General features: G+C 71.0%; 17 protein-coding genes. 2 read left to right on the top strand and 15 right to left on the bottom strand.

What is annotated here, in order from left to right; translation table 11 throughout:
• The 5 genes from ACFDTC_RS03120 to ACFDTC_RS03100 form a co-directional block, all read right to left on the bottom strand.
• Positions 1–688: TRAP transporter large permease (locus ACFDTC_RS03120; RefSeq protein ID WP_375257407.1), on the bottom strand; the 688-nt coding region annotated here is incomplete at its 3' end.
• Positions 689–1351, bottom strand: coding sequence for a TRAP transporter small permease (locus ACFDTC_RS03115; protein ID WP_375257406.1), 663 nt, complete (start codon positions 1349–1351; stop codon positions 689–691).
• 50 nt (positions 1352–1401) lie between these two features.
• Complete coding sequence (locus ACFDTC_RS03110; protein WP_375257405.1) at positions 1402–1908, bottom strand: flavin reductase family protein; 507 nt, start codon at positions 1906–1908, stop codon at positions 1402–1404.
• A gap of 35 nt (positions 1909–1943) precedes the next feature.
• Positions 1944–2831 carry an aldo/keto reductase family oxidoreductase gene (locus tag ACFDTC_RS03105; RefSeq protein ID WP_375257404.1) on the bottom strand — a complete coding sequence of 296 codons (888 nt, stop codon included), beginning with the start codon at positions 2829–2831 and terminating at the stop codon, positions 1944–1946.
• A 32-nt stretch (positions 2832–2863) separates the two neighbouring features.
• Entirely contained in the window at positions 2864–4018 is a 1155-nt protein-coding gene (locus tag ACFDTC_RS03100; protein WP_375257403.1) for an LLM class flavin-dependent oxidoreductase, read from the bottom strand.
• A gap of 81 nt (positions 4019–4099) precedes the next feature.
• Here ACFDTC_RS03100 and ACFDTC_RS03095 point away from each other — a divergent pair, with 81 nt between their 5' ends.
• Both ACFDTC_RS03095 and ACFDTC_RS03090 read left to right on the top strand, forming a co-directional pair.
• Positions 4100–4801, top strand: a complete 702-nt coding sequence (locus ACFDTC_RS03095) for a GntR family transcriptional regulator (protein WP_375257402.1) — start codon at positions 4100–4102, stop codon at positions 4799–4801.
• Positions 4802–4812: 11 nt separating this feature from the next.
• Positions 4813–5907 carry a Gfo/Idh/MocA family protein gene (locus ACFDTC_RS03090; RefSeq protein WP_375257401.1) on the top strand — a complete coding sequence of 365 codons (1095 nt, stop codon included), beginning with the start codon at positions 4813–4815 and terminating at the stop codon, positions 5905–5907.
• Between the two features lie 84 nt (positions 5908–5991).
• On the opposite strand, the gene dtd is transcribed toward ACFDTC_RS03090, so the two are convergent.
• From dtd to ACFDTC_RS03040, 10 genes are all read right to left on the bottom strand, one after another.
• On the bottom strand, positions 5992–6435 hold the full coding sequence (dtd, locus tag ACFDTC_RS03085) for a D-aminoacyl-tRNA deacylase (protein ID WP_375257400.1): 444 nt from the start codon (positions 6433–6435) through the stop codon (positions 5992–5994).
• Positions 6432–7331, bottom strand: a complete 900-nt coding sequence (locus ACFDTC_RS03080; RefSeq protein WP_375257399.1) for a carbohydrate kinase — start codon at positions 7329–7331, stop codon at positions 6432–6434. The genes dtd and ACFDTC_RS03080 overlap by 4 nt, the downstream gene beginning before the upstream one ends.
• A gap of 86 nt (positions 7332–7417) precedes the next feature.
• Positions 7418–8497, bottom strand: a complete 1080-nt coding sequence (locus ACFDTC_RS03075) for a primosomal protein N' (replication factor Y) - superfamily II helicase (protein ID WP_375257398.1) — start codon at positions 8495–8497, stop codon at positions 7418–7420.
• Positions 8498–8516: 19 nt separating this feature from the next.
• Positions 8517–9629: an SPFH domain-containing protein gene (locus ACFDTC_RS03070; RefSeq protein WP_375257397.1), complete on the bottom strand. Its 1113-nt coding sequence runs from the start codon at positions 9627–9629 to the stop codon at positions 8517–8519.
• A 13-nt stretch (positions 9630–9642) separates the two neighbouring features.
• Entirely contained in the window at positions 9643–10632 is a 990-nt protein-coding gene (locus ACFDTC_RS03065; RefSeq protein ID WP_375257396.1) for a DUF2927 domain-containing protein, read from the bottom strand.
• A complete protein-coding gene (locus ACFDTC_RS03060) occupies positions 10629–11819 on the bottom strand; it encodes a toxic anion resistance protein (protein WP_375257395.1) in 1191 nt (396 codons plus the stop codon). The genes ACFDTC_RS03065 and ACFDTC_RS03060 overlap by 4 nt, the downstream gene beginning before the upstream one ends.
• Before the next feature lie 76 nt (positions 11820–11895).
• Positions 11896–12774: a 5-bromo-4-chloroindolyl phosphate hydrolysis family protein gene (locus ACFDTC_RS03055; RefSeq protein WP_375257394.1), complete on the bottom strand. Its 879-nt coding sequence runs from the start codon at positions 12772–12774 to the stop codon at positions 11896–11898.
• A 206-nt stretch (positions 12775–12980) separates the two neighbouring features.
• Positions 12981–13820: a hypothetical protein gene (locus ACFDTC_RS03050; RefSeq protein WP_375257393.1), complete on the bottom strand. Its 840-nt coding sequence runs from the start codon at positions 13818–13820 to the stop codon at positions 12981–12983.
• Positions 13817–14005 (bottom strand): hypothetical protein, encoded by a 189-nt coding sequence (locus tag ACFDTC_RS03045; RefSeq protein ID WP_375257392.1) that lies wholly within the window; start codon positions 14003–14005, stop codon positions 13817–13819. Before ACFDTC_RS03045 ends, ACFDTC_RS03050 begins: the two co-directional genes overlap by 4 nt.
• Positions 14006–14079: 74 nt before the next feature.
• Positions 14080–14937, bottom strand: coding sequence for a pseudouridine synthase (locus ACFDTC_RS03040; RefSeq protein ID WP_375257391.1), 858 nt, complete (start codon positions 14935–14937; stop codon positions 14080–14082).
• Positions 14938–14946: the final 9 nt, after the last annotated feature.

Raw genomic sequence — 14946 nt, 5'->3', positions numbered from 1 at the left:
CGCCCAGGATGATCACCGGCGTCAGCAGCGGGAAGAACGCCTTCAGGCTTGCCTGACCGCGCTCGCCCCAGGTGGCCTTGGACCGCGACGCCGGAAAGCCGTAGCGGTCGGCCATCAGCTTGACCGCCACCATCAGCCCCAGGCCCACCAGGATGCCCGGCACGATGCCGGCCAGGAACAGCGCCGCGACGGATTCGCCCATGACGTAGGCGTAGATGATCATGATGCCCGACGGCGGGATGATCGGCCCGATGACGGAACTAGCGGCGGTGATCGCGGCGGCGAAGCGGCGGGTGTAGCCCTCGCGCTCCATCGCCGGGATCAGCATCGAGCCCAGCGCCGAGGTGTCCGCAACCGCCGACCCCGACAGCCCCGCGAACAGCATCGAGCTCAGCACGTTCACATGCGCCAGACCGCCCCGGAAATGGCCCATCAGCGCCTGGCTGAACTCGACCAGCCGCATGGTGATGCCGCCGCGGTTCATCAGCTCTCCGGCCAGCATGAAGAACGGGATCGCCATCAGCGGAAAGCTGTCGATGCCGTTGTAGACGTTGCGGTAGAGCAGGGCGAGGTCGCGCTCCTGCCCGTTCATCCACAGCAGCAGGCCGGGCGCCGCGAGCATGCCGAAGAACACCGGCAGGCCCAGCAGCAGGAACAGCAGGAACAGCGGCAGGAACCAGACCAGCATCTATTCGCCCCCCACCGGCAGATCGGTGTTCATCAGCGGCCGCATCCGCTCCGCGCCGCCCAGCAACCCGATGACCGAGCGCAGGATCAGCTCGACGTTGACCGCCAGCAGCATCACCATGCCCACCCACAGGCTTAGGAACGCCAGCGGCAGCGGCATCTTGGTCCATCCCCACTCGAACCCGAACGAGGGCGAGGCACGGGTGCACAGCGTCAGGTCCAGCCCGGTGAACGGGATCGGCATCGCGAAGCGCAGCTCGAACGGCAGCCACAGCGACGACGACTTGAACAGGCAGTTGCCGAAGACATGCGTGTGGCCCAGCTGCACCGCGACCACCAGCACCCCGCCCGAGATCGCCAGCAGCACCAGCCCCAGCAGCTGCGCCGCGCGCCCCGGCAGCGCGGCTTGCAGCATGTCGATCGCCACGAACCCGCCGCGCCGGTAGGCCGCCGGCGCGATCAGCCCGGTCATCCACAGCATCAGGAAGCGCGCGGCCTCCTCGGGCCAGGGCAGCGCGTTGTTCAGCACGTAGCGGAAGAAGACCTGCAGCAGGATGCACAGGACCATCAGGCCGATCGCCACCGTCGCAAGACCCTTGCCCGCGCGCAGCAGGACGTCGTTGACGGCCTGCACCGGACGCAGAAGCGCCAGCAATAGGACCATGGTCCCGATCTCCTCCCTGGCGCGCCCGTTATGTTGTTATGGGTCGCGCGTCACGACGCCGGATCGAACGTTCCGTAGGCGCCGCCGAAAAACAAGAGCGGTTCTCCCGCCCGCGTGGTCACCCGCGTCACGCGCGCCACGATGATGGAATGGTCGCCGCCGTCATGCGTGGCGGTGGTGGTGCATTCGAGGCAGGACAGGCTGCCGGTGATCAGCGGCACGCCGCCGGCGCTCGTCGTCCAGTCGATCCGGTCGAAGGCGTCGCCGTCGCGGGCAAAGCCGTTGCAGGTGTCGAACTGGTCGCGCCCCATCACGTGGATGGCGAACCGCTCGGCCGCCATGAAGAACGGGTAGCGCGACGACGACTTGGCCGGCGACCACAGCACCAGCGGCGGATCCAGCGACACGCTCGCGAAGCTGTTGGCGGTGATGCCCAGCGGGCCGTCGGGCGTGGCGCAGGTGATCACGGTCACCCCGGTGCCGAACCGGCCCAGCGCCTCGCGGTAGGCACGCCGATCCGCCTGGATCGGGTCGAAGCTTTCGGCCTTCGCGGTCATGGGCCAGGCTGTCCTTTCGGCTTTGCTCATGCGCGTCAGGCCACCTCGTGTCCCAGCGCCTCGGTATACAGGTCGAACCACGTTTCCCGGCCGAGGTCCACCTTGACCGCGTCGCTGATGGCCCGGATGCGGTCCAGGTTGTTGGTGCCCAGCACGGGCAGGATGCGCGCGGGATGCGCCAGCAGCCAGGCGATCGCCACGGCAGCCTCGTCGACCCCGTGCCGCGCGCCCACCTCGGCCAGCTTCATACGCAGTCCCGCCTGCGCGTGGTCAAATAGGGTGCCGCCGCCCAAAGGCGACCACGCCATCAGGGGTTGGGCGTTTTTCTGGTGGAACGCCACGTCGCCGTTCGTGAAGGGCACGTGGTGCAACAGGCTGATCTTGATCTGGTTGGTGACCAGCGGCGTCTTCATGCCCGATTGCAGCAGCTCCCAGTCCCAGGGGCGGAAGTTCGACGCGCCGACCGCGCGCACCTTGCCCGCCGCCACCAGGTCGTCGAGCGTCTCGCCCGTCTCGTGGTGGTCCATGAACGGGTCGGGGCGGTGCACCAGCAGCAGGTCGATGTGGTCGATCCCCATCAGCCGCAGCGAGGCATCCACCGACGCCTCGATATGCCCGCGGCTGGTGTCGTAGTGCTTGACCAGCGCGCCGGCGTGGCGGCCGGCGGGCGCGACGATGTCGCACTTGGTGACGATCTCGATCCGGTTGCGGATCTCGGGCGTCAGCGCGCGGCCCAGCACGGCCTCGGCCTCGTAGCCGCCGTAGATGTCGGCTTGGTCCATCGTGGTGATGCCCTGGTCGAGGCAGGCGGCGATCTTGTCGCGCACGTGGTTGGGGCTGGTGTCGGCATCGTCGCCCAGCCGCCACATGCCGTAGACCAGCCGGCTGAGGGCGACGTCGTCGGTCAGGCTGATGCGCTCCATCGGGTCTTCCTTGTTCCTGGGGCCGCGTCGGGTCAGCGGCGTTCGCCGGTGCCCAGCGGCGTCGGCGGGGTTTCTTTCGGCACGCGGCCGTATACCTCGGGCAGCGAGCAGGTCTTCATCCGCGGCAGCACGCGGGCACCGAAATGCCGGCACTCGTCGATATGCGGATAGCCTGACAGGATGAAGGCCCGGATGCCCATGTTCCTGTACTCCTCGAGCTTGCTCAGCACCTGGTCGGTCGAGCCCACCAGCGCCGCGCCGCAGCCCGACCGCGCGCGGCCCACGCCGGTCCACAGGTGCGGCTCGATGAACCCCTCCATGTCGGCCAGTTCGCGGTTGCGCGCCTGGTGCGATACGCCAAGGCTGCCTGCGTCCAGCGCGCGCTCGCGGATCGCCGTGCCCTTGTCGTCGTCCAGCTGGCTGACGATGTGCTGCGCCCATTCGCGCGCCTCGGCCTCGGTGTCGCGCACGATCACGTGCACCCGCAGCCCGTAATCCAGCGTGCGGTCGTAGCGCTCGGCCACGGCGTTCACCGCGCGCATCCGCTCGGCCAGCAGGTCCTTGGTCTCGGGCCACATCAGGTAGACGTCGCAATGCTGGCCGCACAGCTCCAGCGCGTCGGGGGAATAGCCGCCGAAATACAGCAGCGGCCCGCCGGTCTGGTAGGGCTTGGCGGGATCGGTCGTCAGACCCTCGAAGTCGTAGACCTGGCCCTTGTAGGTGATCTCGTCCCGCGTCCAGGCCTGTTTCAGGATCTCCACCACCTCGCGCGAGCGCTGGTAGCGGAAGCCGCTGTCGGCCTTCTCGCCCGGAAAGTCGCTGCTGATGATGTTCACCGTCAGGCGGCCCTGCAGCATGTGGTCGAGCGTGGCGATCGTGCGCGCCAGCATGATCGGCTGCATCTCGCCGCAGCGCACGGCGGCGAGCATGTTGATCCTGTCGGTGATCGGCGCACAGCCCGCGACGAAGGACAGCGTGTCCTGTCCCACCTGGTAGGACGACGGGCACAGGATGTTGCGGAACCCCTGCGCCTCGGCCTCCTGCACGATGCCTGAACAATGCGCGAAGGACGACCGCAGCCGGCCCTCGGGCACGCCGAGGAATTCGTAATCGTCCGAACACAACGCCGCGAACCACGACACCTCGGCCGCATCGAGATCCGGAGAGGTGATGGGAACGACGCTCATGGCGGCCTTTCGGGATGCGACTTTACGGTTGCGTAGCAGGCGCATTGATGTAGATCAATAGTGTATCAATTCTGGTGCCCGATGTCCGACACCCACGCCCTGCCGCTGCACGTGCAGATCAGCGAGATGCTGATCCGCGACATCCATGCCGGCCGGCTTCTGGATGGCGCGCGCCTGCCTCCCGAACGCAGCTTCGCCGAGACCCTGGGGATCTCCGTCGGCACGCTGCGCCGGGCGCTGGCGGACCTGGCCGAGAAGGGCATGCTCGACCGCGTGCAGGGCTCGGGCAACTACGTCCGCGCGGCGCCGGGCGCGCAATCGGTCTACAGCTTCGTCCGGGTCGAACTGCTCGCCGGCGGGGGCCTTCCCACGGCCGAGCTTCTGTCGGTCGAACGCCTTTCCAAGCCCGCCGACCTGCCCGCCTTCGGCAGCAGCGACCACGCCCATCGCATCCGCCGTCTGCGCCGCCTGTCGGGCACGCCCGCGGTGCTCGAGGAAATCTGGCTCGACGCCGGCTACGCCAGGACGATCACCGCGGCCGACCTCAAGGAATCGCTCTACCTGTTCTACCGCGAGGCGCTGGGCCTGTGGATTTCCCGCGCCGAGGACCGGCTGGGCACGGCCCCCGTGCCCGACTGGGCGCCGCCGGCCTTCGGGCCGAAGCCGGGCGCGCCCGCGCTGATGGCCACGCGCGTCGCCTTCGCGCAGGACGGCGCGCGGGCCGAGGTTTCCCGCAACTGGATCGACACGGAGGTCGCCGCGTACGTGGCGCGACTGGCATGAAGGACATCGGCGTGACACAGGACACCATCCGCTACGGCGTCATCGGCTGCGGCATGATGGGGCAGGAGCACCTGCGCAACATCGCCCTGCTGCCGGAGGCCGAGGTCGCCGCGATCTTCGAGCCCAACGCCGCCATGGCGCAGGCCGCCCGCGCGATCGCGCCGGGGGCCGCGCTGGTCGGCTCGGTGGCCGAGCTGCTGGCGGCCGAGCGTCTCGATTGCCTGCTCATCGCCTCGCCCAACCACGTGCACGTGGCGCAATTGCTCGAGGTCGCACGCACCCGCCCGCTGCCGCTGCTGATCGAGAAGCCGCTCTACACCGATGCCGGCGACGAGGCGGCGCTGCGCCGGTTGCAGGCCGGCTATCCCGCGCCGATCTGGGTGGCGATGGAATACCGCTACATGCCGCCCGTCGTGGCCTTCCTCGAGCAATGCGAGGCGGCGACGGGCGGGCTGAAGATGCTGTCGATCCGCGAGCATCGCTTCCCCTTCCTCAACAAGGTCGGCGGCTGGAACCGCTTCAACCGCAACACCGGCGGCACGCTGGTCGAGAAATGCTGCCACTTCTTCGACCTGATGCGGCTGGCGCTGAAATCCGACCCCGTGCGCGTGACCGCCAGCGCCGGGCAGGAGGTCAACCACCGCGACGAGCGCCTGGACGACGAGACGCCCGACATCTGGGACAGCGCCTACGTCATCGTCGACTTCGCCAGCGGCGCGCGCGCGATGCTCGAATTGTGCATGTTCGCCGAAGGCGCGCGCTGGCAGGAGGAGCTGTCGGCGACCGGTCCCACGGGCAAGATCGAGGCCCTGGTGCCCGGGCCCGGCCGCTTTTGGCCCGCGCGGCTGGGGCCGCCCCCGGTGCCGCAGGTGATCGTCAGCCCGCGCGACCCGAAGGGCCCGCGCGTGGTCGAGATCCCGGTCGACCCGGCGCTGCTGGAAGCCGGCGACCACAACGGCTCGACCTTCTACCAGCACCGGCGGTTCCTCGACGCGGTGCGCGGGCAGGCGCGGCCCGAGGTGACGCTCGAGGACGGGATGTGGGCGGTGCGCATGGGGCTGGCCGCGCAGCAGGCCGCCCTGACCGGCGAGAGCGTCCGCTTCTAGGGCGGCCTGCGGCCGCGCCGATCACTCGGCCCCCGCCTGCGGCGGGCGGCCTCGCCGTGGCGAGGGCGCGCGATAGGGGCGGCGTCAGGCGTCGGTATCCAGCCAGATCGTCACGGGGCCGTCGTTGGTGAGGCTGACCTGCATGTCGGCGCCGAAGCGGCCGGTGGCGACGGGAATGCCTTGCGCCTGCACCGCCGCGGCGAAGTGGTCGTAGAGCCGCTGGCCGTCCTCCGGCGCGGCGGCGGCCGAAAAGCCCGGCCGGTTGCCGCGTTTCGTATCGGCGGCCAGCGTGAACTGGCTGACCACCAGCGCCGCGCCGCGCGCATCCACGACCGAGCGGTTCATCCGGCCCTCGTCGTCGCGGAAGATGCGGATCTTGGCGACCTTGGCGGCGAGCGCCTCGGCCTGCGCCTCGGTGTCGCCCTGCATCGCGCAGACGAGGATGCACAGGCCCGGCCCGATCTCGCCCACCGTGGCGCCGCCGATCTCGACCCGCGCGGCGGTGACGCGCTGCAGCAGCGCCCTCACAGGTCGGCGGCCCAGGGCGGGTTGGCGCCCGCCCGCGAGACGGTGACCGCCGCCGCCGCGACGCCCAGCGCCAGCGCCGGCTGCAGCGCGTCGCCCGACGCCGCCCGCAGCGCGGCGCGGTCCAGCAGCACCGCCCGGTCGAGCCCCGCCAGAAGCCCCGCGTTGAATGTGTCGCCCGCGCCCACCGTGTCGACCACCGTCACGGGGCGCGCGGGGACGCGCAGCACCTCGTTCTGCAGGTGCGCCTCGACCCCGTCGGCGCCCTTGGTGACGACCACCAGTGCCGCACCCAGCCCCAGAAGGTCCGCGGGCGTGACGTTCAGCCATTCCATGTCCTCGTCGGACAGCTTGACGATGTCGGCGCGCGCCAGCATCCCCGCCAGCCGCGCGCGATAGCCCGTCTCGTCTGTGACGAAGCCCGCGCGGATGTTGGGGTCGAGCATCACGACCCGGTCGCCCGCGTTCTCGCAGAACGACGCCAGCGCGTCGGCGGCAGGCTCGGCGACCAGGCTGATGCCGCCGAAGAACAGCGCGCGCACGTCCGCGCCGGGCGCCGGCATGTCCTCGGGCGTCAGCATGCGCCCGGCGGTGTTCTCGTCGTAGAAGGCATAGCGCGCGTGCCCATCGGTCAGCGTCACGAAGGCCAGCGTGGTGGGCCGTCCGCTGCGCACGGCCAGCGCGGTGTCCACCTGCGACTCGGCCAGCGCGCGGTCGAGCATGGTGCCGAACAGGTCCGAGGACAGCCCGCCGAACCAGCCCGCCGGCGCGCCGAGGCGCCCCAGCGCGATGGCGGTGTTGAAGACCGATCCGCCGGGATGCGGGGCGAAGGCGGGCTCTCCCTCGGCGGTTTCGCGGGGCAGCATGTCGATCAGCGCCTCGCCGCAGCAAAGGATCATCTGGGGGCTCCTGTCATGGCGTGTCGGGCGCCGGCCGGCGCGTTTCGGCCGCATCGTGCCCGCCGGGGCGCGGACGGGCAAGGGGGCTACCGCCCGGCGAAGAAGCCGATCACGGCCGCCACGATCAGCCCCGCGATCACCGCCAGCGCGATCTTGATCGTCGACCAGGGTCGTTCGCCCTGCACCCGCCCGGTCCGGCCGTTCACGACGAAGCGGTAGCTTTCGCCGCGATACTTGTAGGCCGCCATCCAGACGGGCAGCAGCACGTGCTTGAACGTCACGTCCGAGACCTGCGTGTCGACCCGGTGGATGCGCTGCCGGTCGCCGCCGATGTCGAACTTCACCGCCTGCGCGATCGCCGCGTCCATCTTCTGGCGCGCGCGGACGAAGCCCTCGTCCAGGTCCACCTGGTAGGCCTCGGCGCGGAAGCCCGACAGGAACTCGGGCCGGTAAGGTTCCAGCGCCGCCAGGTCCCACGGTTCCAGCGCGTCGGTAAAGCGCTGCGGCAGCGCGTGCGAGGCCAGCACCAGCACGTCGTCGAACCATTTCGTCACGTGGCCGCGGACGTGCCGCCAGCGCACCTTGGCGACGCGCTGCGTCTGGCGCTTGCCGTCGCGCATCACGCTGCGCGTCTCCCAGTAGACGGTGCCGCGCTCGCCGGCGTAGTCGCTTTCGGTGTGCGCGTCGAAGGTCCAGTAGGGCACGTAGATGCCCTGCGGCCGGCGCCCCTTGCGCGCGTAGGCCTGCAGCCCCGACGGCGCGAACCACAGGCTGCCCAGCCAGTCGGTCATCGCCGTCTGCGCCGCGTCCGCGTCCAGCGCGAAGGGCAGCACGCCGCGCGGTTTGATATGACGGTTGGTGCCGGTGTCGGTGACCACGGGCGTCGCGCAGAAGGGGCATTCGGCGGCGTGCAGCGCCGGGTCGAACTCGACCTCGGCGGCGCAGTTGGGGCAGCGGCTGACGCGGGTTTCCTCGATCTCCTGCAGCGGCAGCAGGTTGTCGAGCGCGGCCTTGAAGTCGATCTCGCGGATGCCGCCTTCCCACGGTCCGGGACCGGCGATGTCCGAGCGCGCCCCGCAATGGTCGCAGACCAGCCGGGCATCCTTGGGCGAGAACCGCATGTCCGCGCCGCAGGTGTCGCAGGGAAAGCGGTGCTCCTCGATCATGTCAGGCGGTCAAGGCGGATCAGGCCGGCGGCGGGGGCGGCGGCAGGATGGTGAACAGCTGCACCAGCTCGTCCACCGCGCCCGCGCGCAGCCAGCCGTCCTGCCCGGGCGTCCAGACATGCGTCTCGCGCGTCAGGCCGCCCTCGGCGGCCATGCGGCCCAGATCGGCCTTGGAATACGGCCCGCGCGTCTGCCCGGCCTCGGCGATGTGCCAGACATGCTCGACCGGCGGGGGCGGTGGCGGGACGGGTGCGGCGCCCGGGCGCGATCCCCAGGGCCCCGGCTGCACCGCCTGGCCCATCTGGTGACCCATCTGCATGCCCAGACCCGCGCCCATGCCCATGCCCATCGACTGGTCGACCGCGCCGCCGCGGCCCATCGCCTCGGCCGCCTTCCACTTGAGGTGCTCGTCGAGGTTGCCGGCGATCCCGCGCGAGGTGCGCGCATCCAGCGCCTTCTCGACCGCCGGGGGCAGCGAGATGTTCTCGATGTAGAGCTCGGGCAGGCTCAGCCCGTATTGCCGGATCACCGGGTCGATCGCGTCGGCCACCAGCTTGCCCACCTCGGCGGTGTTCGCGGCCATGTCCAGCACCGGGATGCCGGACGCGGCGATCGCGCGCGAGAACTCCTGCACGATCACGTTGCGGATCTGGAAGGTGATCTCGTCCGCGGTGAACTGCCCGTCGGTGCCCACGATCTCGGTCAGGAACAGGCCCGGATCGGCCACCTTGACCGCGTAGGTCCCGAAGGCGCGGATGCGCACGGGTCCGAATTCCGGGTCACGCAGCATCACCGGGTTCTTGGTGCCCCATTTCAGGTTCGTCATCCGCGCGGTCGAGACGAAGTAGACCTCGGACTTGAAGGGCGAGCGGAAGCCGTGATCCCAGTGCTGAAGCGTGGTCATCACCGGCATGTTGTTGGTCTCGAGCATGTAGAGACCCGGCGTGAACACGTCCGCCAGCTGCCCCTCGTGCACGAAGACCGCCGCCTGGCCCTCGCGGACGGTCAGCTTGGCGCCGTACTTGATCTCGTTGCCGTGGCGGTCGAAGCGCCAGACCAGCGTGTCGCGGCTGTCGTCGGTCCACTCGATCACGTCGATGAACTGGCCCGACACGAAGTTCCACAGGCTCATGGCTCTCGCTCCTTCAGGTGCCGCCGGCCTCGACCAGCTCGGTCGCGCGGCGGCGGACGATGGGCAGCGCCTGCTCCGGGGTCATGCCGGGGCGCAGCGCGGGATCGTAGAGGATTTCCAGCAGCATCGCGTCGTGGTCGGTCAGCAGCGCGAACTCGTCGTCGTCGTTGAAGATCGACGGCCGCGCGCGCGGGCTGTCGTTGGCCAGGCCCAGCCCCTGCGCGATCTCCTCGTGGATGCAGGACTGGCGCAGCAGGTCGGGATGCTCAGCGCGGATCACCGCGATCGCGTTGGCGTATTCGTAGCTGCCCGGCCGGTCCGAGAACGCGATCACCAGGCAGTGGATCGAGCGCGGCAGGTCGTCGAACAGCTGCAGCGTGCGGGCCGAGGCGTCGGGCACCAGCGCGCGGATGCGCGGCACGATGTCCCGGCGGTCGTCCTCGCCCACGAACAGCACGTGGAAATTCGGATCGCGGTCGCTGACCGAGATCGGGTGCCCGGTGATCGCCGCCAGCCGGCGCGCGTAGACGATCAGGTCGTTGCGGTCGCTCACCCGCCGGTCCGGCGGCACCGAGGCGCCGAACTCGGGCGCGATCCGCACCGGGCCGACCCATTTCTTGATCACGCTGTCCTCGCCCTCGGACGGCACCAGCCCCTCGCCGCGGGCGTATTCCTCGCGCAGGGCGATCGCCTCGAAGTTGCGCACCAGCATCGTGTCGGTGAACTGCGTGTCCGGCCCGCCGCCGTCGGTGCGCATCAGGCCGCGCGCCAGCAGGTCGGCCTGCACGCGGGCATAGTAGGCCGCCAGCGCGCGGCTGTTGGCCGACGGGCCCGTCGGAGCGGCGGCCTCGGGCGCCGGCGGTGGCGCCGGCGGACGCAGACCGGCCGGACGCGGCGCGGGCGACACGGCGCTTTCGCGCGGCGCCATGGCGCTCTGCGTGCAGGCACCCAGCGCCAGCAGCGCGGTCAGGCCGATGGTGCAGGCGTGCCGGGTCATGTTCATCGCGCGGGGCGTCCCGTCGTCGGCGCGCCGCTGCCGCCGGCCTTGGCCTGCGCCAGCGCGGTGCGCAGCTCGGCCTCCATCTTCTGCAGCTCGGCCTCGGCCTCGGCGCGGTTGGCCTTCCCCTCGTCGGCGATGCGCAGGCTGTCCTCGATCGTGGCGACGAGATCGTCGTTGGCCTTGCGGATCGCCTTGATGTCGAACACGCCGCGCTCGGTCTCGGCGCGGATCATGGCGTTGCTCTCGCGCAGGTTCGCGGCGTTCGCGGTCAGCAGGTCGTTGGTCAGGTCCGACGCGTCGCGCACCGCCTCGGCCGCCTCGCGCGAGCGTTGCAGCGTCACCGCCTGCGCCAGCTGCGTCTCCCACAGCGGCACGGTGTTCACGAGGGTCGAGTTGATGCGCGTCACCAGGCTCTTGTCGTTCTCCTGCACCATGCGGATCGACGGCAGCGACTGCATCGTCACCTGCCGCGTCAGCCGCAGGTCGTGGATCCGCCGGTCCAGATCGTCGCGCGCGGCGCGCAGGTCGCGCAGCTCCTGCGCGCGCATCATCTTGTCCTCTTCGGCAGCGGAATCCACCTCGGCCTGCGCGGCCGGAATCTCGGTCGCGTCGACCTCGTCCAGCCGGGCCTGTCCGGCCGCGATGTAGAGCGCCAGTTCGTCGTAGAAATCCAGCGTCTTCTCGTAGAGCAGGTCCAGCGACTTGATGTCCTTCAGCAGCTGGTGCTCGTGGCGCAGCAGGTCGTCGGTGATCGCGTCGATCTGCGCCTGCACGGTCTCGTAGCGGGCCTTGAACTTGGCTAGCGGCGCGGCGCGGCCGACCAGCTTCTCCCACCAGCTGCGGCTGCGCCGCGCGTCGAGTTCCGAGATCGAGAAGCCGCGGATCGTCGCCACGATGTCGCGCAGCCCGTCACCGGCAGGGCCTATGTCCTTGTTGCGGACCTCGGACAGCATCGACTGGCTGATCTGCTGCAGCTGCGATTGCGCTGCCGACCCGAAGGCGACGATGGAATTGGTGTCGCGCAGGTCGATCTCGGCCATCCGGCGGCGGATCGCGGCGCCGGTCTCGGGGTCGGCGCCGTCAAGCGGGGGCACCGCGTCGCCCGGCGTGGGCTCGGGCAGCGGCCGCGCGGTCAGCTGCTCGACCAGCGCGGCGTCGGTCCTGGCTTGGTCACGGGTCTTGTCGGACATGCGGAAACCTCATGCGATGCAATGCGAGTGTGCCTTTTTCGGCGGGCGTGTCATAGGTCGGATCATGCGCGGCGCCTCATGGTTCCATCGCGACGCCCTCGCGCCGCAGCCGGTCGCGCAGCACGTCGATCTCGACCTCCAGCGCGGTGGTGTCCTCCAGCAGCAGGGTCTGGGTCTTCTTGCCGAACGACGCCTCGAGGTCGGTCAGCAACCGCAGGAAATCGTCGCGCGCGCCGCCCGCCCGGGTGCGCGGGTCGAGTGCGGCGTATTTCTGCGCCGCGTCGCGCGCGCCGATCAGGTAGACGCCCAGATAGCGCCGCGCGGCGGTCAGGTCGCGCGGGTCCTTTTCCACCTGCCGGATCATGTCGCGCACGGTGGCGGCCAGCCGCTCGATCCGCGCCTCGATGTCGCGGTCGCCCAGGCTGCGCGCCGCGGCGGCCAGATCCGCCAGGTGCGCCTCGGCCTCGTCCACCACGCGGGCGACGCGCTTGCCGTGCAGCGTGTCGCCGGCCAGCCCCTTGTCGCGCATCGGGTCCAGCCCGAAGGCGCCCAGGTGCAGCGCGGTGGCGCAGGCGCCGAACAGCACCGGCGCCACCAGCCCGGGGTCCGAGGTCCAGGCCGCGATCGCGGTTCCCAGCCCGCAGGACACCGCCGCCAGCATCTTGCGCGGCAGCGCCGGGCGGCGGGCGATCGCGCGGTGCGCGTAGGCCGCCTCGGCGCGCAGCCCGTCGCGCAACAGCCACGCGCCCAGCAGCAGCGCCCCTGCGCCGACCAGCCCCGCGGCGAATCCCGCGGCACCCGCGCCGAGCGAGGTGAAGGCCAGCACCACAGGCGGCAGGAACATCACGTTCGACCGCGCGCCCACCGGATCAACGCGCGGCGGCACGCCGACGCGCCCGGACTGCGCCGGGTCCGCCCCGCCGGGGCTGTGGCGGCCGCCGTAGCGCCGCGCCATGCCTAAAGCCCCCCGATCACGCCCGACGTCACGCCGAACAGAAGCAGGATCAACAGCACGTATGTCGTTTTGCGTAGGCCCTTGCCGGACACCCGAGACTCCCTGGACGCGTCACCGTCCTGAACGTAGGGATTCCCGGCCCCGCTTGCCAGTGGCGCCGGCACGCGGCGGTCGCGCGATGCAGACGTGCCGCACGTCGGGCTGCTTCAGGCGGCCAGCGTCGCTCCGCCGCGGCGGTGCTGTCCGTCGGGCGATTCGGGTCCCGCGGCGTGCTCGGCCGCCTCGGACACCCAGTCGTCGACCGCCTCGCGCATCAGCGCCAGGCGGGCGCAGTAGCGGCGCGCCGCGAAGGGGCCGCGATCGCCTTCTTCCAGGCGCGCGACCTCGGCCGCCAGCCGCCCGATCAGAAGATCCAGCTGCGGCTGCATCCGGGCGACTCGCCCCCGGTCCTGCCGCGCGGCGCGGTGCAGCGTCGCTGCCACGTGGTCGGCGAAGGCCGTCGTCTCGTGCGCCAGCAGCTTGTCGTCCAGCGAGATCACCCGCGCCTCGGCATCCGCCAACGCCGATTCGAGCGCGATCAGCACCGGCCGGCGCGCGGCCTCGGCCTCGTCGACCGCGGCGTCGGCGGCGCGCTTGTCACGCAGCGGGTCCGGCCCGAAGGCGACCAGCGACAGCACGCAGGCCAGCAGGCCCGTCAACGCCGCGATTCCCGCCGCGTCGAACCGGTGCAGCGCCAGCGCGAAGGTGACGAACCCGATCAGCAGGGTGCCCAGGATCTTGCGCGGGATCCGCGGCGCCGCCGCCACCCGTGCGGCGGCATAGGCCCGGGCGACCCGCTGGCCGCGCGCGATCAGCCGCACCGCCAGGATCAGCAGAACCGCCAGCATCAGCGCGCTCAGCTGCATCGGGCGCGAGCCGTGCAGCGCCCAGACCACCAGCGGCAGCGCCGCCAGCAGCAGGCAGCCCAGCCGCGACTCGACCACCGCGTCGCTGCGCGCCTCGGAGCGCAGCGCCAGCCGCGGCAGGGACAGCGCGCCCACCTTCATGCCATGCCCAGCGAGAAGATCATCAGCCACAGCGCCGCGAAGGCCAGCCCCGAGGCACGGCCGTCCCGCGCGCCCAGCGTGCCGGCGACAAGCCGGGCGGTGTCGCGCACGACCCCCGGTAGCCCGGTCAGGACCAGGTAGCCAGAGAAGAGCGCCGTGCTGAGTGCGATGATCGTGATAGCCATGCCCCGAGGATTCCGGCGAAACCGGGCGAAATCGGGGCAAGGTCCGGTCAAAACAAGGGTTTGTTAACGCGGCCTTAACGCTTCGGGGGCTTGCGCGGCGCCCGCGTCACCTGCCGGCGCGGCCCGGGCTTGCGCGCCTTCGCGGTGCCGGTGTCGTCCTTCTCGGGCTCCAGCCCCAGCTGGTCGCGCAGCACCCGGCCGCGCACCTCCTGCACCTCGCCCGATTTCAGTTGGCCCAGCTGGAACGGCCCGTAGGACACCCGGATCAGCCGGTTCACCGTCAGCCCGATATCGATCATCGCGCGGCGCACCTCGCGGTTCTTGCCCTCGCGCAGGCCCACGGTCAGCCAGGCGTTGGCACCCTGCTGGCGGTCGATCGCCACCACCATCGGCTGGAACCGCTGCCCGTCGACCACCAGCCCGGTGCGCAGGGGCTCGAGCATCGCGTCCGTCGGCCGGCCGTTCACCCGCACCCGGTAGCGCCGCAGCCACCCGGTCGAGGGCAGCTCGAGCCGCCGCTTGATGCCGCCGTCGTTGGTCAGCAGCAGCAGCCCCTCGGAATTGAGGTCCAGCCGCCCGATGCTCATGACGCGGGGCAGGTCGTCGGGCAGGTCGTCGTAGATCGTCGGCCGGCCCTGTTCGTCCTTCGTCGTGGTCACCAGCCCCGTGGGCTTGTGGTACAGCCACAGCCGCGGCGCGGCCGGTGCGTCCAGCGGCTTGCCGTCCACCGCGACGGTATCCTTCTCGGTCACGTTCAGCGCGGCGCGGTCGACGATCTTGCCGTTGACGGTGACGCGCCCTTCCTCGACCAGCCGCTCGGCCTCGCGGCGCGAGGCGATGCCGGCGCGGGCGATCACCTTGGCGATTCGGTCGCCCGGCGGCGATTTCGGGGCCGGTTTCGGCGTCGACGACTTGGGGGGCGTATCGGTCATCCTTCGCGC

The sequence above is a fragment of the Citreimonas sp. genome (assembly GCF_042096055.1).
Classification (GTDB): Bacteria; Pseudomonadota; Alphaproteobacteria; order Rhodobacterales; family Rhodobacteraceae; genus Citreimonas.
This window is presented reverse-complemented; position numbering and strand designations above follow the sequence as displayed.